The sequence below is a fragment of the Pandoraea norimbergensis genome, assembly GCF_001465545.3.
In the GTDB taxonomy this organism is placed as follows: Bacteria; Pseudomonadota; Gammaproteobacteria; order Burkholderiales; family Burkholderiaceae; genus Pandoraea; species Pandoraea norimbergensis.
The window spans coordinates 1560979-1585727 of the sequence record NZ_CP013480.3 but is presented as its reverse complement, the minus strand read 5'-3'; the positions used below and the strand labels follow the sequence as shown (position 1 = coordinate 1585727).

The following is a 24749-nucleotide window of genomic DNA, read 5'->3' as shown; positions in this document are numbered from 1 at the left end:
AATCGCTTGAGCTTCCCGTTATAGGAAGGTCTATGATCGCTTCACGTCGAGAGGGAAACCGAAGTTACGAAAGCCTCCGGGCTCCCCCAACCTCGAACCTGTTGGTCAGTTACTCAAGGAGTACATCATGCAAGTACAAGTCGAAGGAATGAGCTGCGGTCATTGCGTCAAGGCCGTCACGCGTGCCATCACCGAGCGTGACGCTGCCGCGAAGGTCAATGTGGATCTGGGCGCAGGCCGTGTCGATGTCGACAGCCGCCTCTCCCCGGCAGAAGTGACGGCAGCCATCGCCGACGCCGGCTATACGGTCAAGAGCACCAACTAAGCACGGCGGCCGGAGAACCGTGAGGCGGGCCCGCCTCACGGACGCCCCGCTCCCCGGACTTCCACCCACGTCCTCCGCATCGTCGTTCCCCCACATTCCCCGCGCAGCACCGCACCTCACAACTGCCCCCGGACACGCAATTACCGCCCCCGCATTCCCCTGCCGCCAACGCTGCCTCCCGAGCAGACTTCCCGCACCTTGTGCTACGCTTTGTCTCGCTGAAGATGCAGTCGCCGCCCTTTGGGGCACTCATGGCATTCATGACACGCTGCGTCCTTGGCATACACGTCTTCAGGGCGGGGTGAAAGTCCCCACCGGCGGTATGTGAGAGGTGCAGTTCGCGCTGCACGCTCATGAGCCCGCGAGCGCTTGCCACCGTTGCTTTCGCAACACAGGCAGGGTCAGCAGATCTGGTGCGAAGCCAGAGCCGACGGTCATAGTCCGGATGAGAGAAGATGCGTCGATACCCGCGCTCCATGGGATGCCGTCCCATGGTGACGTCCGTTCGCATGCCCTGAAACGTTTTTCGCCCGATCCATTTACGCGAGGAGCGTTTCATGTCCGTCAATACCAGCAACACCCAAGCCGTACCGCAAGCTTCGACAGCCACCGCCGCCAACGCGGACGACAACCTGTTGGCCTACCCCGCGTTCGCCAATCTGCCGCCGGTCGAAGTGCGCCTTGCCGCGTCGCTCGAAGCGATGCGCGAGGGCCGTCCCGTCATTCTCATGGACGATCTCGACCGCGAGAACGAAGCCGATCTGATCATCGCTGCCGAGAAGATCACGCCCGCCACCATGGCCATGCTGATTCGCGAGTGCAGCGGCATCGTCTGCCTCTGCCTGCCCGACGAAACCCTGCGCCGTCTCGATCTGCCGCCCATGGTCGACCAGAACCAGAGCCGTTACGGCACCGCATTCACGGTAACGATCGAAGCACGTCAGGGCGTGACGACCGGCGTCTCTGCCGTTGACCGCGTGACCACCATTCGCACCGCCATTGCCGACGACGCCAAGCCGTCGGATCTGTCACGCCCCGGTCATGTCTTTCCGCTGCGTGCGCAGCCGGGCGGCGTGCTGACGCGCCGCGGCCACACGGAAGGTTCGGTCGATCTGGCGATGCTCGCCGGCCTGAAGCCAGCCGCCGTGTTGTGCGAACTCATGAACCCGGACGGCACCATGACGCGTGGCGCCGAGATCGAGCGCTTTGCCGAATTGCACAACCTGCCGATCCTCACGATCGACGAACTGGCGACGTACCGCCGCGATCAGGCGCAAGCAGCGTAAGCACGCCGAGATGGGTATCGCACGCTCTCCGGGATGCGATACCCACACTGGCCCCGTCGACATTTCCCTCTAACGCCGTGATACACGGTCATGCGAAACCGCTTCTATAATCGCCTGACATGCCTATCATCATAAAAGTTACGAGGAAGACGTCATGACGCAGAGTGCCCCCACCCTCAAATCCGTCAAATCCGACAAACCCGATGCTGCTGCGGTGCTTGCCCAGTGGCAAGCCGACGAAGCCGCCGTGCGTGCACGGGTCGAGCGCGATGGCGCAGCTCGCTATGGCGTGGCGAACCCATCGGACGTCATCGGCCTGTCAGGCAACGAGATTTTTCAGGCGATGTTCGACGGCAAGCTGCCGATGCCGCCGATCAGCGAAACGCTCGGGTTCATCGCCATCGATATCGCCGATGGTCACGCGATCTTTCAGGGCAAACCGGCGCTTCCCTACTACAACCCGCTCGGCTCGATCCACGGCGGCTGGTTCGCCACGCTGTTGGATTCCGCCGTTGGATGTGCCATCCATTCGACGTTGCCCGCCGGGCGCAGCTACACCACGCTCGAACTCAAGACGAATATGGTGCGCGCGCTCACGCGTGACGTGCCGCTGGTGCGCGCCGAAGGCAAAGTGATTCAGGTCGGGCGTCAGGTCGGGATTGCCGAAGCCCGTATCGTCGGACCGGACGGCACGCTCTACGCACACGCGACCACGACTTGCCTAGTCTTCGACTTCCCGCCGCGCAAGGGATAAGGCCGCGAGGTCGAGAGGTCGAGAGGTCGTAAGCCCGCGAGATCGAAGGGGCGAGCGGCGCGAGGCGTAATACGCGGATTACGTCAGGGCACGGAACAAAAAAGCCCGCCGGAGACCATGCTCCGGCGGGCTTTTTTTATAGGCGACTACGGCGCAACATCCTTCGCGCCGTCAGTCACTTCAATCCGTGCAACTCAGTGCGAACCACCACCACCGCCCTGCGGGCCGCCACCGTGATCGCTTTCCGGCTGGTGCTCCATGGTTTCCTTGAGCGCGATTTGCAGCTTGGCGTGCATGCGCACAAACCAGCTTCGCATGACCACGGCCAGCACCACCGTCCCCGCAACGATCAGCACGATCATCTCGGTCGACGGCAGAATGCTCGCCGAGAGCGCCGCCACCAGCAGAATCACGCCGACCATTGCCGCGATCGGCAGAATCTCGGCGACCACGCGACGCACTTGCAGCGTATAGCGTCCCGTCAGGCTCGGCGGCACCGACAACTCGACAAGCAGCAGCGAGAGCGACTTGAGCTTGCGATACACCGCAATCAGGAACGGCAGCGACACCACGAGCGCACCGCCCCAGACCACCGCGCTTTGCAGACTCGGATCGCGCACCCACGGCGACATCAATTCCGCCAGACGGCGGTAGAAGAACGCGCCGCCGAGGAAAATCGTCACCACCAGCGCCAGATTGATCGCCACGCTGACCACAATGCGTCGCACGATGCCCACGATGGCCGCGCTGTCGCCCGTCAGTTGAATGCTTTGCAGCCACTGCGTGTATTGCCCGAGCACATACGACAGACGCCCCGGCATCACACGGCCGAGCCAGCCCGTGAACGGATCGGCGCCACGAATCAGGTACGGCGTGAGCAGCGTCGTGATGACCGACACCGCCACGGCAATCGGATACAGAAAGTCGCTCGTCACCTTCAGCGACAGCCCCAGCGACGCGATGATGAACGAGAACTCACCGATCTGCGACAGGCCCATGCCCACCCGCATCGAGGTTCTGCCATCCTGCCCCGACATGAACGCCCCGAGCCCGCACGACACGATCTTGCCGACCACCACTGCCACCGTAATCACCAGAATCGGCACGATGTACGTGCTGAGCACATGGGGATCGAGCAGCAGCCCGATGGTCACGAAGAAGATCGCACTGAACATGTCGCGCAGTGGCGCGACCAGCCGCTCGATGGTGTGCAACTCTCGCGCTTCGGCCATGATCGCGCCGATGAGAAACGCACCGAGTGCCACGCTGTAGCCCATCTGAATAACCAGCAGACAGAAGCCGAAGCACAGGCCGAGTACCACCACGAGCAACATCTCGTCGCTCTTGAACTTCGCCACGTAGCCGAGAATGCGCGGTACGAGCAAGATGCCCACCACGAGCGACACGACCATGAACAGCAGCAGCTTGCCCAGCGTGAACGTGGCTTCGCCCGCATCGACCGAGCCGCTGATGGCAATGCCCGAGAGCAGCGCGATCATGCCGATGGCCAGCACGTCTTCCACGATCAGCACACCGAAGATGAGCTGTGCGAAGCGCTCTTTCTTCATGCCGAGTTCGTCGAGTGCCTTGACGATGATGGTGGTCGACGAAATCGCCAGCATGGCCCCGAGGAAAATCGAGTCCATCGCCTTCCAGCCGAAGAAGCGGCCGATCTCGTAGCCGATCCAGAGCATCAACACGATCTCGGTCAGCGCCGCCACGAACGCGGTCACACCCACGCGTGCGAGCTTGCGCAAGCTGAATTCCAGCCCCAGCGAGAACATCAGGAACACGACCCCGAGTTCGGCCAGAATGCCGATCGTCTTCTCGTCATGTATGAGGGCAAACGGCGGTGTGTACGGGCCGATGATCACGCCCGCCACGATGTAGCCGAGCACGACCGGTTGCCGGAACCGGTTGAAGATGACCGTCACGATGCCGGCAAGCAGCATGATGACGGCCAGGTCCTGAATGAAGTCGATGGCGTGATGCATCCGATACGTTCTCCCCGCGGCGTGTTACGCCGGTATTGCTGTTCTTGATGTCACGCCAAACGCCGCGCCGCAACCCGAAGGCCGCCGCGCCAACACAAGGCGTGATGCTTGATAAAGGTGGGAAGCCGGCTGAGACCCTGCCGGCTTGATAGACGTTGCGCGTGTCGCCCCTGGCGCGGGCTTGCCGCCGGGCGATCGGTCTTGCATGCGCCTCATTCGGATACCCGGCGCTGGAGGTCCAACGCAGGGGGAATGTCCGCAAGGCACAGTGCGACCGCGATACAACCCGCGCGCGCCGAATCAATATACGCGATGGGCGGAGACGCGCGCAACCCATGATTGACGGGGCTCTTCACAAAAAATTCCCCAAAATTCCTGCGAATCGCCCCTTCCGATGAAATTTTTTTACTTGCGTTTTGTCGCGTCGCACTGTGAAATATCACAACAATATCAATCGAATTTCACAGGAGTGCGTTTTCATGAGTTCCCGTTTGTCGTTTGCGGTGCTTGCGGTGTCACAGGGCGACGCCTCCGTGGCCGCCAAGGTGCCCGTCACCGCATGTGTCGATACGCTGATCATTGCCGGCTGGGCCGGGCGCGACCGTGACGCGGTCGAGCATCACATCGCCGAATTGGCTGCCCTCGGGGTGCGCCGTCCGTCGACCACGCCGTGCTTCTACCGGCTGGCCCCGGCCTTGCTGTCGCAGGACGACGCCATCGACGTGGTCGGCCAGACCAGCAGCGGCGAAGCCGAGTGCGTGCTCGTGCAGAGCGACGCCGGTTTGCTGGTGAGCGTGGGCTCCGACCACACCGACCGCAAAGTCGAGGCGTACGGCGTGACGGTGTCGAAACAGATCTGCGGCAAGCCGGTTGCGCGCGAGGCGTGGCGTTTTGCCGACGTGGCAGGTCACTGGGATCAACTGGAACTTCGTTCGTGGGTCACGCGCGACGGTGCCCGGCATCTGTATCAGGAAGGCACGGTGGCCAGCCTGCTCTCGCCGCAGGAATTGATGGCAAAACTGGGCCCGGACGGCTTGCCTGCTGGTGCTGCGATGTTCTGTGGCACACTCGCTGCCATCGGCGGCGTCGCCGGAGGCGACGTGTTCGAAATCGAACTGCGCGACCCGGTGCTCGGCCGCGCTATCCGGCATCGCTACGCCACGCAGGCGCTGGCCATCGCCGACTGATCTCCCCCGATTCGATGCTCAACGACACGCCCGACGCTTCCGCCCCCGCCCCTGTGGCCTCCGCTCGCACCGCTGCGCCCGCCGATGGCCGCAGTCTTACCGAGCGCGCCTACGAGGCAATCAAGCACGACATCATCACCTTGCGGCTGCGCCCGGGCGAAACGCTCAATGAGGCCCAACTGATGCAGTCGACAGGGCTCGGGCGCACGCCGGTGCATCAGGCGATGCATCGTCTGGCGCTCGAAGGCTTGCTCGTGATCCTGCCGCGCAAAGGCGCGATGGTGGCGCCGGTCTCGCTCAACGACGCGCTCGAAATCATCGACGTGCGCATGATCAACGAGACCTACTGCGTCGAACTGGCCGCCCGCGCGGCGACACCCGACGACCTCGCGGCCATCAAAGCCGTGCTGGCGCGCTCGCGCGAGGCCATCGCGGCACGCGACGTGGCCGTCATGATGGCCATCGACCGCGACTTCCATCTGGCGATCTCGCGCGCTTCGCGCAACCAGACGCTGGCCGAGTTGCTGCGCGGCCTGCACGAGCGCTCGCTGCGCTTCTGGTTTCTCGCACTGTCCACGCCGAGCCATCTGGAAGGCGTGTTTGACGAGCATCTCGAACTTTATGAAGCCTTGGCGGCACACGACGCCGAGCGCGCCCGCCGGGCAATTGCCCGGCATATCGAAGAATTCCGCACCCATATTCTGAAAGCGATCTGAACATGAGCCACGACGCCATCGATCTGAAACGCCCCCTGTCCGACCTGGCCGCCGCACTCGACAGCGGCCGCACCACCAGCCGCGCCCTGACCGAGCAAGCGCTCTCGCGCATCGCCGATCCGGCGGGTCAAGGCAACGTCGTCTTCACGCAGGTGGACGCTGACGCTGCGCGCGCCGCCGCCGACGGTCTGGACGCCCTGCGTCGCGCCGGTGTGCGCCTGTCGCCGCTGATGGGCTTGCCGGTGTCCGTCAAGGACCTGTTCGACGTGGCGGGACAAGTCACGCGCGCCGGGTCTACCGTGCTGGCCGACGCCGCACCGGCAACGCGCGACGCCCCCGCCGTGGCGCGCCTGCGTCAGGCCGGGGCCGTCATCGTCGGTCGCACCAACATGACCGAGTTCGCGTTTTCCGGACTGGGCCTCAACCCGCATTACGGCCATCCGCGCTCGCCGTGGCAGCGCGAGACGGGCCACGTGGCCGGGGGCTCGTCCTCGGGCGCCGCTGCATCGGTGGCGGACGGTATGGCCGCCGTGGGGCTGGGCACCGACACGGGCGGCTCGATCCGTATTCCGTCGGCATTTTGCGGCCTGACCGGCTTCAAGCCGACCGCCTCGCGCACACCGCGCGACGGCGCCGTGCCGCTCTCGACCACGTTGGATTCAGTGGGCCCGATCGGCCGCTCGGTCGATTGCTGCGCGTGGGTCGATGCCATTCTGTCCGGTCAACCGGTGATTGAAACGCCTGCGCCGCTGCGCTCGCTCAAGGGCATGCGGTTTGGCGTGCTGACGAACTACGTGCTCGATGGCGCGGAGCCCGCCGCCATCGCTATTTATGAACGTGCACTCGCCGCCTTGGCCAAGGCCGGCGCGACGCTCGTCGAATTCAAATTCGCCCCCTTCGAGAACTTGCCCGCGATCAACCGCTTCGGCTTCTCGCCGATTGAAGCGTTCGCGTGGCATCGCAAGCTGCTGGCCGAACGCGCCGACGGGTACGACCCGCGAGTGCTCGTACGCATCCGCAAGGGCGAGCCTGCCGGGGCGGCCGACTATATCGACCTGATCGAAGCGCGAGCCGCGCTCATCGGGGCAGCAAATCCCGTTTGGCAGAGCTTCGACGCAGTGCTGTGCCCGACCGTGCCGCTCACGCCGCCGGCGATCGCCCCGCTGGAAGCCAGCGACGAGGCCTTCACGGCCACCAATGCGCTGGTGCTGCGCAACCCCACGGCCATCAACATGATCGACGGCTGCGCGTTTTCGCTGCCGTGTCAGGCGGCTGGCGAAGCGCCCATCGGCCTGATGGTGAGCGGCGCAGCGGGCGACGATGCGCGCCTGTTCCCGGTCGGCCGGGCCATCGAGCACACGTTGCGCGCGGCAGGACTGGGCGGCTGAACCAGCGGCTGGCGGTCGCGGTGGTGACGTCCCGTCCGGTTCGTCGCCACCGGCTTCAGGCACCCTGTGAGTTCTGATAGCTCTCCGGGGAGCGCAAACGTCTGATTTTTGGGCGGAAAGTTCCGTATTTTTTCGTCTCACGCGCGAATCGACGCGGGGTTACAATGCCAGCCCATGTGCCCGGCGCCCGCGTCATACGGGGGTTTACGGGCATCAGCGTGCCGTCTGTTATCCGATAGTCCATCCGCCCGAAGTGACATGAACGCTCAAATCGACCCGGCCCTGCGCCGCGAACGCTCGTTGTATTTCCTGCTGACCCTCGTGTGCCTGGCCCTGCTGGGCGGCGCGCTGTACTTCCAGTACGTGCTGCACGAAGACCCTTGTCCGCTGTGCATTCTGGCGCGCTACTCGCTGGTGCTGATCGCGATTTTCGGGCTGGTCGGGGCGGTCTCGCGCGGCTGGGCGGGCATTCAGTTCGCGCGCGTGCTTGCAGCGCTGTCGGCGATTGGCGGCATGGCCGCATCGGCCTATCTGATCTACGTGCAGGCGAATCCGATGGTGAGCTGCGGCTACGACGTCGTCGAAGCATTTGTCGACGCGTTGCCGACCTCGCGCATGCTGCCGCAGGTTTTCCAGGTGCAGGGCATGTGTCAGACGATGTATCCGCCGATTCTCGGCCTGACGCTGCCGATGTGGTCGCTGGCCGCGTTTGTCGTGATTTTTCTGGCGCTGGCGCTGCATCGTCCGCGTCGCGCGATTTCGCTGCGCTAAGGCGTCGTTCCCTGATTCGATATCGACGTGTGCCCGCTGGGCACCGCCCGATATCGAAGTCTGTCTCACTGGCCGTCCTCCCGGGCGGCCAGTCTTGTCTTTAAGGCCGTCCGGCCACCGTGCCATCCGTTGTGAGCCCCGCGCCATTGCCTGCACCGGCACCACTCCCGGCCGCATCCAGCTCCGTTGCCACTTCCGCCACACGCCGGCGCAGCCACGTCACCTCTGGGGCCGCGTGGGTCCGCTCGTGCCAGAGCTGATAGAACCGCATCGGCGGGAACGCGAACGGTGACGGCAGCACGCGAATCGGCAAATAGCGCGCGTAGTGCTGCGCAAACTGCCGCCCGGTGGTAAACACCAGATCCGTGCGCATCAGCACGTACGGCACGAGCCCGAAGTACGGCATCGTCATCTGAATGTTGCGCCGCAGCCCCTGCTCCGCCAGACAGCCGTCGATAAAGCTCTGCCGCTCGGCCACGTAGGGCGTGGGCGCGAGATGCGGCAATTCCAGATAGTGCTTCAGTGAGATGCCCTTGTTCGCGAGCGGATGCTGCGCACCGAGCATGCACACCACTTCGTCGTCGAACAGACGCGACATGTGCAGTTGCGGCGGCGGTTCCAGCCAGTTGCCGATCACCACATCGAGCGAGCCGTTTTCCAGTGCACCGGCATAGTCGAAGCCCGCATTGATCGGCTGGACGTGCAAGCGCGCCGACGGCGCATCGCGGCGCAGCACTTCGGCGATATTGGGCAGGAAAACCGCGTCGAGATAGTCCGGCGCGCCCAGCCGGAACGCCCGCGTGGTGGTCTGCGGGGCAAATTCGGTGGCCGGATGGGTGATACGGTCGATGGCGGCGAGCGCGTCGGTCGCAAAACCCAGCAGTTCGCGGCCGCGTTCGGTGGCGACCATGCCGCTCTTGCCGCGCACCAGAATGGCGTCGCCCGTGATTTCGCGCAGCCGGCGCAACGAGTTGCTGACCGCCGGTTGCGACTGGCCGAGCTTGAGCGCGGCGCGTGAAACGCTTTGTTCGGTGAGCAGCGTATGGAGCACCCGCAGCAGGTAGGCGTCGATCTGTTCGCGGGGTCTTTGCATGGGGACGGGGGCTCGGTGGACGTGTTGAACGTCTGATAACGGGGGGATGAACGATAGTTTATGACAATGCCGCGTCATCGGGGCGACCGAATAGCCATCATCATGGGCACGAAATATTTACCTCCCGCGCCGGTGCTATCTTCGGCTCATCCCCACGCCGGAGCAGTCCCGGCGCATCGACAACAATTCACTGCACTACACTGAGAATCATGGAGACACAACCCATCCGCTTCTATTACCGCGGCAAGGTGCACGAAGTCACGGGCGAAGATACGACCCGAACCGTGCTCCAGTACACGCGCGAAGACCTGCATTGCACCGGCACCAAGGAGGGTTGTGCCGAAGGCGACTGCGGCGCCTGCACCGTCGTGATCGGCGAGCTGGCCGGCGATGGCGATGTCTCCCTGCGCGCGGTCAACGCGTGCATCCAGTTTCTCCCCACCCTCGATGGCAAGGCCCTGTTCACCGTAGAAGACCTGCGCGCGCCGACCGGCGAGCTGCATCCGGTGCAACAGGCGCTGGTCGACTGCCACGCCTCCCAGTGCGGCTTCTGCACGCCCGGCTTCGTCATGTCCCTGTGGGCCATGTATCTGAACCGCCCCGAATCGGCGGGCTGCCCAAGCCGTCGCGAAATCGACGACGTGCTGTCCGGCAACCTGTGCCGTTGCACCGGCTACCGCCCGATCGTCGATGCTGCGCAGAAGATGTACGACCTGCCGCGCCACGAATTCGATCGTGCCGCGCTCGCCAAACAGCTTCAAGCGCTGCAACGCGGTGAGATGCTGACGTACGAACACGACAACCACCTGTTCCACGCCCCGCGCTCGCTGGCCGAGCTGGGCACGCTGCGCGCCGCGCACCCGGACGCACGCATTCTCGCGGGCAGCACGGACGTGGGCCTGTGGGTCACCAAGCAATTCCGCGATCTCAAACACCTGATTTATATCGGGCAAGTCGCGGAACTGCGCGAGATTTCGGAAGGTCCGAACGGCATCTATGTCGGCGCAGGCGCCCTGCTCAACGATGCTTTCGACGCACTGGTCAAGCACTACCCCGAACTGGCGGAACTGCGTCAGCGCTTCGCGTCGTTCCCGATTCGCAACGCGGGCACGCTCGGCGGCAACGTCGCCAACGGCTCGCCCATCGGCGACTCCATGCCGGGCCTGATCTCGCTGGGCACGTCCATCGTGCTGCGCCGTGAAGACCGCGTGCGCGAAATGCCGCTGGAGGACTTCTACATCGCCTATCAGAAGAGCGCCATCGAGCCGGGTGAGTTCGTGCAGGGCATCCGCGTGCCGTATCCGCGCACGCCCCAGCGATTCCGCACGTACAAGCTGGCCAAGCGCTTCGATCAGGACATTTCCGCCGTGTGCGCGGCCTTCGCCATCGACCTCGACGGCGATGTGGTGCGCTCGGCCCGTATCGCCTTCGGCGGTATGGCCGCGACGCCCAAGCGCGGTGCCGCCATCGAAGCGGCGCTGAACGGACAACCGTGGACCGAGGCCACCGTGCGCGCCGCGATGGCCGCGTTGCCGACGGACTACCAGCCGCTGTCGGATATGCGAGCGACGAGTGCTTACCGGCTCGCGGGCGCGCAGAATCTGTTGTATCGTTTTTTCCTGGAAACGCGTACCGACGCGCCGCTGGCGGCGCACGAGGTCAATGCGTTTGCCAACGTCTGACCGGAGCCGCCCATGAACACGCAAGTTGAAGGCTTCATGACGCAGACCGGTACCACCACGGCATCGAGCGCCCAGGTGGGCCGCTCGCGTCCGCACGAATCGGCCGTCCTCCACGTGGCTGGCGAAGCCACCTACACCGACGACATCCCCGAAGTTCAAGGCACGCTGCACTGCGCACTGGGCCCGTCGCCCAAGGCGCACGCGCGCATTCTGTCACTCGATCTCGACGCCGTGCGCAAAGCGCCAGGCGTGGTCGCCGTGCTGACCGCCGCCGACATTCCCGGCGTGAACGATTGCGGCCCGGTCATCCACGACGATCCGATTCTCGCCGACGGCATCGTGCAATACATCGGTCAGCCGATGTTTGCCGTCGTGGCCGAATCGCATGACGCGGCGCGCCGTGCTGCACGTCTGGCGAAGGGCGAATACGAAGACCTGCCGTCCATTCTTACGCCGCAGGCCGCCAAGGCCGCAGGCGCCGGCGTGTTGCCGCCGTATCACCTGCGCCGTGGCGATGCCGATGCGGCGTTGCAAGCCTCGCCGAACCGCCTGACGGGCACGTTCGAATGCAACGGGCAGGAGCAGTTCTATCTCGAAGGGCAGATTTCGTACGCCATTCCGAAAGAGAACGATGGCGTGCACGTCTACTGCTCGACGCAGCACCCGACCGAAATGCAGATGCTGGTCTCGCATGCGCTGCACTGGCACAGCCATCAGGTGCTGGTCGAATGCCGTCGCATGGGCGGCGGGTTTGGCGGCAAGGAATCGCAATCGGGCCTGTTTGCCTGCGTCGCGGCGCTGTGCGCCACGCGCCTCAAGCGCCCCGTGAAGCTGCGCCTCGATCGCGACGACGACTTCATGATGACCGGCAAGCGTCACGGCTTCTACTTCGAGTACGACGTAGGCTTCGACGACACCGGCCGCATCACCGGCGCGAAGGTCGACATGACGCTGCGCGCAGGCTTCTCCGCCGACCTGTCGGGCCCGGTCGCCACGCGCGCGATCTGCCACTTCGACAATGCCTACTACGTGCCCGACGCCGACCTGCGCGCGCTGTGCGGCAAGACCAACACGCAATCGAACACCGCTTTCCGTGGTTTCGGCGGCCCGCAGGGCGCGCTGATCATGGAAGTGTTGCAAGACGCCATTGCACGCCGTCTGGGCAAAGATGCCCTCGACGTGCGTCGCGTCAACTTCTACGGCACCACCGATCGCAACACCACGCCGTACGGGCAGACCGTAAAGGACAACATCATTCACGAGCTGGTCAGCGAGTTGGAAACGACCAGCGACTATCGCGCACGCCGCGACGCCGTGAACGCGTTCAATCGCACGAGCCCCGTGCTGCGCAAGGGGTTGGCACTCACGCCGCTTAAGTTCGGCATCTCGTTCAACGTGCAGGCCTTCAATCAGGCCGGTGCGCTGGTGCACGTCTACCGTGACGGCTCGATGCTGGTCAATCACGGCGGCACCGAGATGGGGCAAGGGCTGAACACCAAGGTGGCGCAAGTCGTGGCGCACGAGCTGGGCGTCGATCTCTCGCACGTTCGCGTGACGGCCACCGACACCAGCAAGGTCGCCAACACCTCCGCGACGGCAGCGTCGACGGGTGCCGACCTGAACGGCAAGGCAGCGCAAAATGCCGCGTGGCAGATTCGCCAGCGACTGGCCGCGTTTGCCGCGCAAAAATACGGCGGCTCAGCTGACGACGTGCAATTCGCCAACGATGTCGTGACGGCCAACGGCAATGAAGTCGCGTTCCCCGATCTCGTCGAAGCAGCCTACTGGGCGCGCGTGCAGTTGTGGTCTGACGGTTTCTACGCCACGCCGGGCCTGTCGTGGGATGCGGCGAAGATGAACGGCAATCCGTTCTACTACTTCGCGTACGGCGCGGCCGTGTCCGAAGTCGTGCTCGACACGCTGACCGGCGAATGGCGCCTGTTGCGTGCCGACGTGCTGCACGACGCGGGCAAGTCGATCAACCCGGCGCTCGATATCGGGCAGGTCGAAGGGGCATTCATTCAGGGCATGGGCTGGCTGACCACCGAAGAGCTATGGTGGAACAAGGACGGCAAGTTGATGACGCACGCCCCGTCGACGTACAAGATCCCGGGGATCAGCGACTGCCCGACCGACTTCCGCGTGGCGCTCTTCGACAACACCAACGTGATGGACTCGATCCATCGCTCGAAGGCCGTGGGCGAGCCGCCGCTGTTGCTGCCGTTCTCCGTGTTCAATGCGTTGCGCGACGCCGTCGCCAGCGTGAACGACCATCGCGACGAACCGGTGCTCAATGCGCCGGCCACGTCCGAGGCGCTGCTCATGGCAATTACCGAGTTGCGCACGCGGAGCGCCGGCTGATGCATCGCTGGGTCGACGCCGCCCACAAACTGCTCGCGCGCGGTGAAGCCGCCGTATTGGTCACGATCGCGCGCGTCGAAGGCTCGGCGCCGCGCGAAGCGGGCACGCATTTGCTCGTGACCCGCGAGCACGTGTGGGAAACCATCGGCGGCGGCCATCTGGAATGGCGCGCGATGGAAGTCGCGCGTCAACTGCTCAAACAGTACGGGCAACAGGGCGGGCGGCACGTCGAGCGTTTTGCGCTGGGCCCGAGTCTGGGCCAGTGCTGCGGCGGCGCCGTCACGCTCGCCTTTGAAGTGCTGACACTCACCGATCTGGCGTGGGTCAGCGCCTTGCATAAGCGGCTGAGCGCAGGCGAATCCAGCCTGCGCAGTGTGGCCTTCGGCGCCCCCGGTGCCAACGCCGTGGCCAGCCAGCAGCAAGGCGGCCCGGTGTTGCTGACCGAACTCGATGCGAGCGAACCGCTGGCCCATCCGCACACGCTGACACGCGACGCCGATGACGCCGCCTGCGCTTTCTGGCAAGGCAGCGACGGCTGGTTGTGGCTGAGCGAGCGACTCGCACCGAGCGACTTCCATATCGTGCTGTTCGGGGCCGGTCACGTCGGTCAGGCCATCGTGCAAGTGCTCGCGACGTTGCCCTGCCGCGTGACGTGGGCCGACGAGCGCCACGAGACGTTTCCCGACACCGTACCGCCCAATACCACGGTCGAATCCACCGACACCCCCGAGTCCGTCGTGGCCGAAGCGCCGCCGGGCGCATTCTTCCTCGTGATGACGCACAACCATGCGCTCGACCAGCGGCTGTGCGAAGAAATCTTCAAGCGTGACGATTTTGCCTACTTCGGGCTGATCGGCTCCATGACCAAGCGCCGCCAGTTCGAGCACCGGCTGCGCGACCGGGGCGTGCCGCCGGAGCGTTTCGAGCAGATGATCTGCCCGATTGGCGTGGCGGGTATCACCGGCAAGGCCCCGGCAACGATTGCCATCGCCGTCGCCGCACAGTTGCTGCGGGTGCGCGAACAACAAATGCATCTGAGTGCGCCAGCGGGCACGACGGCCGGTGCTGCCGGCAGCCACGGCGACGCCCCTGCCACGGCGCCCGATCGCGCCGGTGCGCCGATCTGACAGCCGGCCTTGCCCACCCTCCCCCGGTGAGTGCACAACCCATTCGTGCGCATCGCACACGCCTTGCCCTGCGCAGTGCACGTGACCGGCACACGCCTGCGACGGTAGAATCCCGCCCAATCCCCCAACAACAACACCCAATTCCATGCCACTCACGCCAGAACAAGCCAAGACCATCTGTGCCATGCCCAAGGCCGAGCTGCATGTGCATATCGAAGGCACGCTGGAGCCCGAGCTGATTTTCCAACTGGCAGAACGCAATGGCGTCAAGCTGCCGTACGCCAACGTGGAGGCCTTGCGCGACGCGTACGCCTTCACCGATCTGCAATCGTTCCTCGACATCTATTACGCGGGCGCGAGCGTCCTGCTGACCGAGGACGATTTCTGCGACATGACGCGCGCGTACCTCGCGCGTGCCGCGCAAGACAACATCCGTCACACCGAAATCTTCTTCGACCCGCAGACACATACGGCACGCGGCGTTTCGATCGAGACGGTGATCAACGGCATCGAACGCGCGCTGGCCGAAGCCGAGACGCAGCACGGCATCTCCAGCCGCATGATTCTGTGTTTCCTGCGTCACTTGTCGGAAGAAGACGCGTTGCAGACGCTGGAAACCGCACTGCCGTACTTCAACAGCCACGGGCATCGTTTGATCGGTGTCGGGCTCGACTCCTCGGAACAGGGGCATCCGCCGGCCAAGTTCACACGCGTGTTCGAGCGCTGCCGGGCGCTGGGCTTGCGCATCGTCGCGCATGCCGGCGAAGAAGGCCCGCCCGCCTACATTTACGAAGCGCTGGACACCCTGCAAGTCGAGCGCGTCGATCACGGCGTGCGCGCCATCGAAGACGAAGCGTTGCTTGAGCGCCTCGCGCGCGAAAAGATCGCGTTGACCGTGTGTCCGCTGTCGAATGTGCGTTTGAAAGTGTTCGAGGATATGGGCCAGCACACCTTGCATCAGTTGTTGAAGCGAGGCTTGGCCGTGACGATCAATTCCGATGATCCGGCGTATTTCGGCGGTTATCTGAATGAAAACTTCCTCGCGACCTTCCATGCGCTCGATATGACAATGGACGATGCGTACACGCTGGCGCAAAACAGCTTTGAGGCGTCGTTCATCAGTGACGGCGAAAAACACGCGCTAATCAGCGAATTGGCGCAATTCCGCGCGGCCAACGCGACGTAAGCGTGAATCGCGTGTGAATTAAGCGCATATTCAGCACCACGCGATCACAAAAACGCCCGAAATATTTTCGGGCGTTTTTTTATGGCGATTTACGCACGGCAATCCTTCAAGCGATGCCAGCCGTGGGAATGTGAGACGCCGCATTGAGAACCACCGCTATTCCCCGGGAATGTCGGCACGATGTATTAGCCCCGGGTGATGACCGACATTCCGCATAAGGAATATTTTCACCAGACGTGAATGCTATTTTTCGAGCGTGCCCAAATGCGCGCATCCCGGTGCCCCCACACCGGCGACGTCAAAGAGGCACACGACATCTAAGAACATCGGAGACAACACCCCATGGACTCATCGCTCAGCCCCCCGGCAGGCAGCGCCGCGCCCGAAGCGGCACACGACACCACGCGCGTGGCGGGCGCGCAGCCTGCATCGGCACTCGATCGTTATTTCGGTATCACGGCACTCGGATCGACGTTCCGTACGGAAGTGATAGCGGGTATCACCACCTTCCTCGCGGCGATGTACATCATCGTCGTGAACCCGGCCATTCTGTCGAAGACCGGCATGGCGTTCCCGGCCGCGCTGACCGCCACCGTGCTCATCAGCTTCTTCGGCAGCTGCGCCATGGGCCTGTACGCCCGTAACCCGGTCCTCGTCGCCCCCGGCATGGGCCTCAACGCCCTGTTCGCCTTCACCATGGTGCATGGCGTCGGCATGCCGTGGCAGACCGCGCTGGGCTGCGTGTTCTGGTCGGGCATTCTGTTCGCGCTGCTCGCGGCACTGAACGTGCGACGCTTCGTCGTCGATGCCATTCCGGCCAACCTGCGCTATGCGATCTCGTGCGGTATCGGCCTGTTCATCACCGTGATCGGGCTGGTCAACGCCAAGCTCGTGGTGAGCGACCCGGTCACCGTTGTGCGTCTCGCGCATCTGTCGCCGCCGACCGTCACCTTCCTGATCGGGCTGGCACTGACCACCGTGCTGGTCGCCCGCCGGGTTAACGGCGCGCTGATGATCGGTATCGTCGTCACCACCCTGATGGCCATTCCCATCGGCCGTTTCTGGGGCGATGGCACCGCGTACTTCCCCAAGGAAATCGCCACCGCCACGCTTGTGAACTTCCACGGCTTCTTCGCAGCCCCCGATTTCTCCGGCATCGGCCAGCTCGACCTGCTGGGTGCGCTGAAAGTCGCGTACCTGCCGTTCATCTTCGTGATGCTGTTCACCGCGTTCTTTGATACCCTCTCGACCTTCATGAGCATTGCCGAAGCCGGTAACATGAAGGATCGCGACGGCAATCCGCGCAACATGCGTCAGGCCATGATCGTCGATTCGTTCTCGGTGCTGATTTCCGGCCCGCTCGGTACGAGCCCGGCCAACGCCTACATCGAATCGGCCGCGGGCATTGCCCAAGGCGGACGCACGGGCCTGACGGCCGTCGTTTGCGCGTTGATGTTCCTGCCGTTCCTGTTCCTCTCGCCGATGCTCTCGCTGGTGCCCGCCATCGCGACTGCCCCGGCGTTGATTCTGGTCGGCGTGTTCATGATGGAATCCGTCGCCCGCATCGAATGGCACCGCATGGACGAGGCCATCCCGAGCTTCATCGCGCTCGTGATGATCCCGATTTCGTACTCCATTACCGACGGCATCGCTTACAGCTTCCTCGCTTTCGTCGTGCTCAAGTTGTTCACCGGGCGCGCCAAGGAAATCAAGCCGGCGATGTGGATCGTCGCCGCGCTGGCAGTGCTGCTGCTCACGCAAATGTAACGACATAAGGACCCTGCAAATGTCCACCACGACCCAAGCCTTGCGCGCCGTACGCGCGCAACTGGTCTACTTCACGCACGACCCGGCACGCGCCTACCTCGACGGTACGCCCGGCACGGTGCATCACACCGACGGCATCGTCGCGTATGAAAACGGCCGCATCACCGCCGTGGGCGACTACGCCAAGGTGGCGCCCACGCTCCCCGCCGGCACGCCCATCGACGACCTGCGCGACAAGATCATCACGCCGGGCTTTATCGACACGCACATTCACTATCCGCAGACCGACATGATCGCGTCGCCTGCGCCCGGCCTGCTGCCCTGGCTCGAGAAGTACACGTTCCCGACCGAACGCCGCTTCGAAAACCCGGAATACGCGGCCGACGTCGCCCAGTTCTTCCTCGATGAACTGCTGCGTGGCGGCACGACCACGGCGCTCGTGTATTGCACGGTGCACCCGGGTTCGGCAGATGCCTTCTTCAAGGCCAGCGATGCGCGCAACCTGCGCATGATCGCCGGCAAGGTGATGATGGATCGCAACTGTCCGGAATTCCTGCGCGATACCGCTGAGAGCGGCGGCCGCGACAGCGAGACGTTGATCCAGCGCTGGCACAACCACGGCCGTCAGATGTACGCCCTGACGCCGCGTTTCGCGCCGACCTCGACCGAAGCCCAGCTCGGCGTATGCGGCGAACTGGCGCAGCGCTATCAGGACGTGTTCATCCAGAGCCACGTGGCTGAGAACACCGACGAAGTGGAATGGGTGCGCTCGCTGTTCCCGGGCCATCGCAGCTATCTCGATGTGTACGACCACTACAAGCTGCTGCGCCGGCGCGCCGTGTACGGCCATTGCATCTGGCTCGACGACCACGACCGCCGCCGCATGTTCGAGACCGGCACCGTCGCCGCGCATTGCCCGACGTCCAACCAGTTCCTCGGCAGCGGCTTGTTCGACTTCGCGTCCGCCGAAGCCACGCGCATGCCGGTGACGCTTGCCACCGACGTGGGCGGCGGCTCGACGTTCTCGATGCTGCAAACGATGAACGAGGCGCACAAGGTCGCGCGCCTGTCGGGCTATCACCTCACGGCCGAACGCATGTTCTATCTGGCCACCGAAGGCGCCGCACATGCGCTCGATCTGCACGGCACCATCGGGACGCTGGCAGTCGGGGCGGAAGCCGACTTCGTGGTGCTCGATCCGAAGGCGACGCCGTTGCTCGCCCGCCGTTCGGCACTGGCCGAGTCGCTCGAAGAGTTGCTGTTCGCGTTTGCGATGCTCGGCGACGACCGTGCCATCGCCACGACGTACGCCGCCGGCAAGCCGGTGCACCGACGCGCGGCGCACTGACATCGAGGCGCTGAGGTTTGCGCAGTAATGCCGTGCATGACGTTGTTGCATTGCTTTCGCGAGGAAACGTACGCCGCCGCCTTGGCGCGGCGCACGTTCCCCCGCGGTCGCCGACCGTGCGCAAGGGGCATGCGGTCGGGGATCTCCTTGGGCGGCTTCGGCCGCCCTTTTTTGCATCCTGCGCGCCGCCGTCAACCGCCCCCAGACCGGCATGACGGACCTACCTGCGTGGCATAGCGCACAAACGCAATCGCGCTGGCGATATGCCGGTCCTCCTGCGGCTGACCGATGCGGTATCGACGCCCCTCGCCGTCGCTGATCACCAGCGCAATCGAATTGCCGCCATCCAGATTGACCGACTGATGGGGCAATGCATCCAGACGATCGATGCGCGCCATGACACCGGCCCACGCCGGCAGCGAATAACCCGAGCGACAGGTACTGCCACGTCCGTTCGCCATGCCCACGACAAGCCTGACGTTATTGCGCTGGAATGCCATCGGCAGGCTGATCGCCGCCCGCGGGTTGGGATCGGCAGCGTGCTGTAGTTCTCCCGGGTGGATACAGGCCGAGGCGAATGAGAAATCGGGCGGGAGATGGTACGCGTCGCCTGCGAGCCGTTCGCGCGTAAATGCGGCGTTGCCGCGCGCAGACAACATGGGCGCCGTCTCGAGATGCGAGCCGTCGTCGAATCGCACCCCCACGTAGTCGTCCAGATACGCCGCCGGTAACGGCAGTCCGTCGCTGCACCGCCCGGATGCGCGCAGCGCGCCGATTGGCGCATGTTCCGGGTGCCCGGCATCGGTGCGTCGCTGGAAATTGAAAAAAGCCCCGTTGATCACCGCACCGCCGGTGCCGTTCGATGCCCCAAAGGCCTCGTTGGCGAGCGCATCTACGCTACTGAGCCCGGCATTACCGCCCAGCACCCGGCTCTGATGCTGAGGCCACGCCACCGATACATAGGCCAGTCGCTGGTACGCCATATCCGGCCCGTCGGAAAACGCGTCGTCCATCCCCACGCGGGCAAAGCATCGCGCATCGCCCGCGACCCTGACGAGAATCATCCCGGGCGCAACGCTCCGCACGTGCACATGGCGCCGCGTCGCGACACCGCTCATAAGCGCCTTTGCGCGCGTCAACCGCTCGTCACGCGTGGACGGTGCCGTCGATAAAGGGGGGATCCCCGGCAATTGCCGAACAGCCTTCAGCGAGCGCACCAGCGTGTCGGCCGCGTCCGATTGCCGGTAGGTAGATGGACACTCGGCTGGCCCTCGCGCTTTGACCACAGTCAGCATTGACTCTCCAGGTTTGCCTCGACGAGGCACGAGTGATACCGCGTTAGCGGCGCTCACCGCGTCATCGGAAACGGGCACGCATCGTCGCTGCACTTCGGCTCCTGCGCTGTCGGTTCCGGGCATCGCATTTCGCATTCGCCAATGCGACGCGCGATTCCTCATGGGTGCATTCCCACGCCAGCGCAATCCACTTGCATGACGCCGTCCCTGCCATCGCTTCTCCTTCACTGCACGGAACTGTGGCATTCGCGTCGTTGCGGTGCGAAAGCGCACACAAGACCGTATTCAAACCGGTGACGGCGTCGCCGCCCTCCCGTCGTTTGCCAACATCGAAGGGAATTCCCACGACGCATCAGCGCAGGCGGCACAAACGGGTTTCACCGGGGCTTCTCCGGCGAACGTGCCTTTCCGGCGTGCAGTCAGAGTGAGTGCGCCGGGCATGTCGTCCTGCGCCTTCGTAACGATGTCGTGTCATGACACGACGTCTTGGCCCATTCAATCTGGAGTTAGTCAGTTGCACGCCCCCCGCCCCCTTGCTGAAACCCCGATGGCAGCGTTGTCCCGGCTGGCCCGCGATCTTCATGCCGACGGCCCCCCCGAACCTCGCTCCCTCTGCGTGACCGATGCCGACGGACAGACGTGGCACGTCGACACCGTTGCGGGGCACGACCGGCTGGTCATTCACACGTCGCTGCCCCTGCCCGCCGCCTCACTCGACAGCGCCGCCAGAGACTGCCTCCTTCACCTGAATGCAGAGATTCAGACGATGGGAAGCGTTTGGCTTGCCATGCACCGCCCGACCGATACGGTGCGTCTGTTCGACTCATTCGGCCCACACGAGGCGACGCCGGAGCAATTGTCCAAGCGTGTCGCCCGCCTCGCAGACATGCGATCGCAAATCCATCGCACGATGTGCGACGTCAGCGAATCCGTGCCGAACCGCACCCTCCACTTGCTTAACACCTGATCACGAGCCCCCCCATGCTTCAATTCGAAACCTACTTCAACCACGCTTTGGCAGCACCGCCGAAATCCATCGGACGCGTCTCCATCAGCCCCGAACGCGAGTTTCCCGATCTCCATCTTTTCGATTTTCTGGCGATGACGGGCAACACGCTTGCCTCAGATATCTCACTCCCCAAGACGCCTGCTGAAATCTCCGGCGCTTCCACCCGCGCGAGCTTGGGAGATACCACCACGCACGCAGATTCCTCACTGCAATGCGACACGCGGCTCGATGAGCGATTCAGTGCCTCCAACCCTGCCGGCGAAACCACGAACGCGACGGCCCAGTTGGAGCGGCACGTTGGAGAACACTTCGATTCTTCGCGGCGATTCCGTGCCGATATCGGCGCAGAGGCCCTCAGGCAGGCAACGGCGCGTGCCACACACATGCCCTTGCGCGGACATATCGTCGGCAAGGCCAATGTGATGAGGAATCAGGAATTCTGTATCGACCCGGCGACCGGCAAGGGCCTGCCGTACCTTCACGAGCGCGACAAGCCCTTCGCCGCCGTGCTCGAAGACGAAAACAGGAAAGTCTTCACGTTCTTGCCCGGCTATGCCACCGGCGACCGGTACACGTTGATCATTGCCGCGCTGATGGAGCCTCGTCTGAACGTCGTGATCGGCCATGCCGCCCAAGGCGATCCAAAGGAAGTGACGCGTCAGGCACAAGATGCCGAGACCGCTCGCAAGGTGATGACCGAAGCATTGGAGAAGAACGGCATTGCAAACGCAAAGGAGCGCGTCTCGATCTTCAAATTTGACGATACCGGGAAGGCGCTCAAGAACGCCCGGGAGAGCCTCGACGAGCCGAACACGCGCGACAAGTTCAAGGCGGGCCCTGGCGCCGCCGGCCTGACGGCGTTGATCGCCAAGGATGAACACATCTTCCATATCTCGGTCACCACTGAACTCATTCGACGCCAATTTGCGCAAAGCGAAGCACGCGCCAATGCGCTGCCGGGGGAAATCCGTCAACGCCTATGGAATCTCGTCGAACCGGGAACACGTCAACGCATCGATGACGCCGTCGACTCGCTCGTGCGACACCACAAACTCGACAAGAACAGCGTGGGACTCTGGATTGCCGATCGCGAAGGCGCCAACGAACGCGAGTCGCAGGCAATCTCGCGCCCACTCATGTTCGAACAGATTGCGAGTCGCCTGAAAGACGAAGGTCTGAACGTGTTTGACATCGCCGACACCTACATCAACCCTGCGTCAGATCTGCCCAAAGGGACGTTCGACCGTCATCCCAACCGCCCGGAAATCCGGCCACAAATCGGCCGGTTCTGGAACGGCAAATTCGATGGAGAACAGCTACTCGCGGCGCGGGAAAATCAGTGGTACTTCATCGACACCCTGCTCTCGAAAACAGGGTCACGCCTGGTTGGCATTCGCAGCGGCGCGCTGGAGCCGTTTGCCCTGCTCGGGCACAACGTCGCCTATCTCGAACACAAGGACATGTTCACGCCGGAGCGCCACGCCAGCTGGCAAGGTCACATTCCGTATCGCCGTGTCATCACCGAGAAGACAACCGGCTATCTCTCGTCGGAGGTGCACGTCGGCAACGAGCCGAGCAGACAGGCCGAAACGGAACTCACGCTCGCACGTTTGAAACGTGAATTACTCACCCATCTGCTAGCGTCGCAAACCGAGCCGCGCAGCGACGTGCGCAACGGCCACAAGCGCGCCATGCACACGATCGAGAAGGACGTGAGGGAGATTGAGGCATCTATCGAGGCCGGCGTCTTGCATGAGGCGGAACTGGATCTGATCGTCAGCCGCCTCGGCATGGGGGCCAGCGAACATCACAGACTGCGCCCCGATCAGGTCGCTTGCGCATAGCCCCGGGACCGATGCTATAATCCGCTCCGATTCATTGGGGAGTAGCCGCCCTGTCGTGCACATCGCGTCTTGCGAGTATTGCGTGTACCGGCAGGGGCGTACGTCAACAGACTTGGCCGATTTCGGCTATGGCGTGCGCAGCCGAAGGGCCTGGCGAGACCGATGACGATGCTTCCGCCAACCGGGCCGGGATGCATTGTCATTGGCTCGCATTAACGTGGCCCGGCGGAGAAAAATAAGGTGTCCCCATTCCTCATCTCGACCGGCGTCGTCGGTCTCGCCGAAATCGGCGACAAAACCCAATTGCTGGCCCTCGTTCTCGCTGCGCGCTTTAAAAAGCCCGTGCCGATCATTCTTGGCATTCTCGTCGCCACGCTCGTCAATCACGGCTTTGCCGGTGCGCTCGGCGAATGGCTGTCGACCGCCATCAGCCCGTCGATCATGAAGTGGGCCGTCGTCACATCGTTCATCGGCATGGCGATCTGGATTCTGATTCCGGACAAGGTCGACGACGAAGACGCCAACACCAAGCGCAAGCTCGGCGTATTTGCCTCCACCGTGCTCACGTTTTTCATCGCCGAAATGGGCGACAAGACGCAGATCGCCACGGTGATGCTCGCCGCACGCTATCAGGACTTCTTCGGCGTCGTCGCCGGCACCACGCTCGGCATGATGCTCGCCAACGTGCCCGCCGTACTGGTCGGTCACAAGTTCTCGGGACGCCTGCCCACGCGCGCCGTCCATGCGGTGGCCGCCGTCATCTTCCTGGTGCTCGGCATCATCACGCTGATGCAGTAACGCAGAAAAGCAAAAACGCCGGGCAAGGTGTCGCGCCGCTCTCCAGCGGCACGACGCCCTGCCCGGCGTCTGCGTGACCTGTCACATGACAGCGCAGCACACGGCCTGCCGTGCTGCGCCCTCACCCATCACTGTCCGACCTTCTGCTCCACGTTGACCGTGCGCCCGCTCGGGAACGGCAACTGCTTGAGCGCCGCATCGATCAGATACGGCATGGTGGACGCCAGCGACGTGCCGCCATCGCTCGTCTCGGCCGACACGCGATACACCTCCTTGCCGCTCGCCCGGTCGGTGAAGCGCAGTTGCAGCCCCTTGAGCGCATACGGATAGTCGCGCTCGATGTAGGCCGGCATCGCGCCCCCGTACGGATAACCGTACCAACCCCACGGACGTCCCCACGGGCCCCACGGCCCCCGCGCGAACATCGGGTCGTAAGCGGGCTCGGCCACGCGCATCATCTGCTGACTGATGCCGTAGCTCATCCCCACCAGATAGTGCGCCGACGACGGGCTTTGCTCGGCGAAACCGTCACCGGCCAGCCGGTTACGCAGCCACTGCTCGTAGGTCGCGTGCTCCTGATTGTTCTGCTGCTCCGGGGTACGGGTGAGCGCGTAGGTGCGCGGCCCATCAAAGCCCGGCGAGTCGCCAAACGCGGTCACCTGGCTCGTGACCGTGCTGGCACAGCCGGCCAGCATGGCGCTGGCAGCGACCAGCGTCGCCATTCCCCATCTTTTCCACATGATTCACTGCTCCAGAGAAATGCCAAGTACGGCAAAGCGAGCCCCTCGCGCCGATTTAAGCATAGGACGGTGCCTCGT

Annotated in this window: 20 protein-coding genes and 2 riboswitches; of the genes, 16 read left to right on the top strand and 4 right to left on the bottom strand. The window is 64.0% G+C overall.

The features are described 5' to 3' along the window. Nucleotides 1–127: 127 nt before the first annotated feature. The 3 genes from AT302_RS07195 to AT302_RS07185 all read left to right on the top strand — a co-directional run bounded on the left by AT302_RS07195 (nucleotide 128) and on the right by AT302_RS07185 (nucleotide 2365). Entirely contained in the window at nucleotides 128–325 is a 198-nt protein-coding gene (locus AT302_RS07195; protein ID WP_058377839.1) for a heavy-metal-associated domain-containing protein, read from the top strand. 283 nt (nucleotides 326–608) lie between these two features. After that, a riboswitch (FMN riboswitch) is annotated at nucleotides 609–786 on the top strand. A gap of 96 nt (nucleotides 787–882) precedes the next feature. Further along, a complete protein-coding gene (gene ribB, locus AT302_RS07190; protein ID WP_058377838.1) occupies nucleotides 883–1611 on the top strand; it encodes a 3,4-dihydroxy-2-butanone-4-phosphate synthase in 729 nt (242 codons plus the stop codon). Between the two features lie 154 nt (nucleotides 1612–1765). Further along, on the top strand, nucleotides 1766–2365 hold the full coding sequence (locus tag AT302_RS07185) for a PaaI family thioesterase (RefSeq protein WP_084656073.1): 600 nt from the start codon (nucleotides 1766–1768) through the stop codon (nucleotides 2363–2365). 194 nt (nucleotides 2366–2559) lie between these two features. Here the strand turns inward: AT302_RS07185 and AT302_RS07180 are convergent, their stop codons facing one another. Further along, nucleotides 2560–4359, bottom strand: coding sequence for a cation:proton antiporter (locus AT302_RS07180; RefSeq protein ID WP_058377837.1), 1800 nt, complete (start codon nucleotides 4357–4359; stop codon nucleotides 2560–2562). A gap of 479 nt (nucleotides 4360–4838) precedes the next feature. On the opposite strand from AT302_RS07180, the gene AT302_RS07175 reads away from it, so the two are divergent. The 4 genes from AT302_RS07175 to AT302_RS07160 all read left to right on the top strand — a co-directional run bounded on the left by AT302_RS07175 (nucleotide 4839) and on the right by AT302_RS07160 (nucleotide 8421). Further along, the gene (locus tag AT302_RS07175) at nucleotides 4839–5546 is read left to right on the top strand and encodes a DUF2848 domain-containing protein (protein WP_058377836.1); all 708 of its coding nucleotides are present in this window, start codon (nucleotides 4839–4841) and stop codon (nucleotides 5544–5546) included. 14 nt (nucleotides 5547–5560) lie between these two features. Continuing rightward, nucleotides 5561–6262 (top strand): GntR family transcriptional regulator, encoded by a 702-nt coding sequence (locus tag AT302_RS07170; RefSeq protein ID WP_084656072.1) that lies wholly within the window; start codon nucleotides 5561–5563, stop codon nucleotides 6260–6262. Between the two features lie 2 nt (nucleotides 6263–6264). Further along, nucleotides 6265–7650: an amidase gene (locus AT302_RS07165; RefSeq protein WP_058377835.1), complete on the top strand. Its 1386-nt coding sequence runs from the start codon at nucleotides 6265–6267 to the stop codon at nucleotides 7648–7650. Nucleotides 7651–7908: 258 nt separating this feature from the next. Further along, the gene (locus AT302_RS07160) at nucleotides 7909–8421 is read left to right on the top strand and encodes a disulfide bond formation protein B (RefSeq protein ID WP_058377834.1); all 513 of its coding nucleotides are present in this window, start codon (nucleotides 7909–7911) and stop codon (nucleotides 8419–8421) included. 100 nt (nucleotides 8422–8521) lie between these two features. Here the strand turns inward: AT302_RS07160 and AT302_RS07155 are convergent, their stop codons facing one another. Continuing rightward, nucleotides 8522–9514, bottom strand: coding sequence for a LysR substrate-binding domain-containing protein (locus AT302_RS07155; protein WP_237172088.1), 993 nt, complete (start codon nucleotides 9512–9514; stop codon nucleotides 8522–8524). 209 nt (nucleotides 9515–9723) lie between these two features. On the opposite strand from AT302_RS07155, the gene xdhA reads away from it, so the two are divergent. The 6 genes from xdhA (at nucleotide 9724) to guaD (ending at nucleotide 18985) form a co-directional block, all read left to right on the top strand. Next, nucleotides 9724–11196, top strand: coding sequence for a xanthine dehydrogenase small subunit (gene xdhA, locus AT302_RS07150; protein ID WP_058377833.1), 1473 nt, complete (start codon nucleotides 9724–9726; stop codon nucleotides 11194–11196). 12 nt (nucleotides 11197–11208) lie between these two features. Further along, complete coding sequence (gene xdhB, locus AT302_RS07145) at nucleotides 11209–13557, top strand: xanthine dehydrogenase molybdopterin binding subunit (protein ID WP_058377832.1); 2349 nt, start codon at nucleotides 11209–11211, stop codon at nucleotides 13555–13557. Then, the gene (gene xdhC / locus AT302_RS07140; RefSeq protein WP_237172087.1) at nucleotides 13557–14684 is read left to right on the top strand and encodes a xanthine dehydrogenase accessory protein XdhC; all 1128 of its coding nucleotides are present in this window, start codon (nucleotides 13557–13559) and stop codon (nucleotides 14682–14684) included. The genes xdhB and xdhC overlap by 1 nt, the downstream gene beginning before the upstream one ends. Nucleotides 14685–14829: 145 nt before the next feature. Beyond that, nucleotides 14830–15870 (top strand): adenosine deaminase, encoded by a 1041-nt coding sequence (locus tag AT302_RS07135; RefSeq protein WP_058377831.1) that lies wholly within the window; start codon nucleotides 14830–14832, stop codon nucleotides 15868–15870. A gap of 342 nt (nucleotides 15871–16212) precedes the next feature. Further along, complete coding sequence (locus tag AT302_RS07130; RefSeq protein WP_237172086.1) at nucleotides 16213–17637, top strand: NCS2 family permease; 1425 nt, start codon at nucleotides 16213–16215, stop codon at nucleotides 17635–17637. A 19-nt stretch (nucleotides 17638–17656) separates the two neighbouring features. Beyond that, a complete protein-coding gene (guaD, locus tag AT302_RS07125) occupies nucleotides 17657–18985 on the top strand; it encodes a guanine deaminase (RefSeq protein ID WP_058377830.1) in 1329 nt (442 codons plus the stop codon). A 191-nt stretch (nucleotides 18986–19176) separates the two neighbouring features. Here guaD and AT302_RS27835 read toward each other — a convergent pair whose 3' ends face one another. Then, complete coding sequence (locus AT302_RS27835; RefSeq protein ID WP_167365784.1) at nucleotides 19177–20049, bottom strand: phosphodiester glycosidase family protein; 873 nt, start codon at nucleotides 20047–20049, stop codon at nucleotides 19177–19179. A gap of 778 nt (nucleotides 20050–20827) precedes the next feature. On the opposite strand from AT302_RS27835, the gene AT302_RS07115 reads away from it, so the two are divergent. From AT302_RS07115 to AT302_RS07105, 3 genes are all read left to right on the top strand, one after another. Then, a complete protein-coding gene (locus AT302_RS07115; RefSeq protein ID WP_058377828.1) occupies nucleotides 20828–21247 on the top strand; it encodes a type III secretion system chaperone family protein in 420 nt (139 codons plus the stop codon). A 14-nt stretch (nucleotides 21248–21261) separates the two neighbouring features. Continuing rightward, a complete protein-coding gene (locus AT302_RS07110) occupies nucleotides 21262–23133 on the top strand; it encodes a hypothetical protein (protein ID WP_058377827.1) in 1872 nt (623 codons plus the stop codon). Nucleotides 23134–23157: 24 nt separating this feature from the next. Beyond that, nucleotides 23158–23360: riboswitch (yybP-ykoY riboswitch) on the top strand. Between the two features lie 13 nt (nucleotides 23361–23373). Then, nucleotides 23374–23931, top strand: coding sequence for a TMEM165/GDT1 family protein (locus tag AT302_RS07105; RefSeq protein WP_058377826.1), 558 nt, complete (start codon nucleotides 23374–23376; stop codon nucleotides 23929–23931). A gap of 128 nt (nucleotides 23932–24059) precedes the next feature. On the opposite strand, the gene AT302_RS07100 is transcribed toward AT302_RS07105, so the two are convergent. Continuing rightward, nucleotides 24060–24671 (bottom strand): DUF4136 domain-containing protein, encoded by a 612-nt coding sequence (locus AT302_RS07100; RefSeq protein WP_064675049.1) that lies wholly within the window; start codon nucleotides 24669–24671, stop codon nucleotides 24060–24062. Nucleotides 24672–24749: the final 78 nt, after the last annotated feature.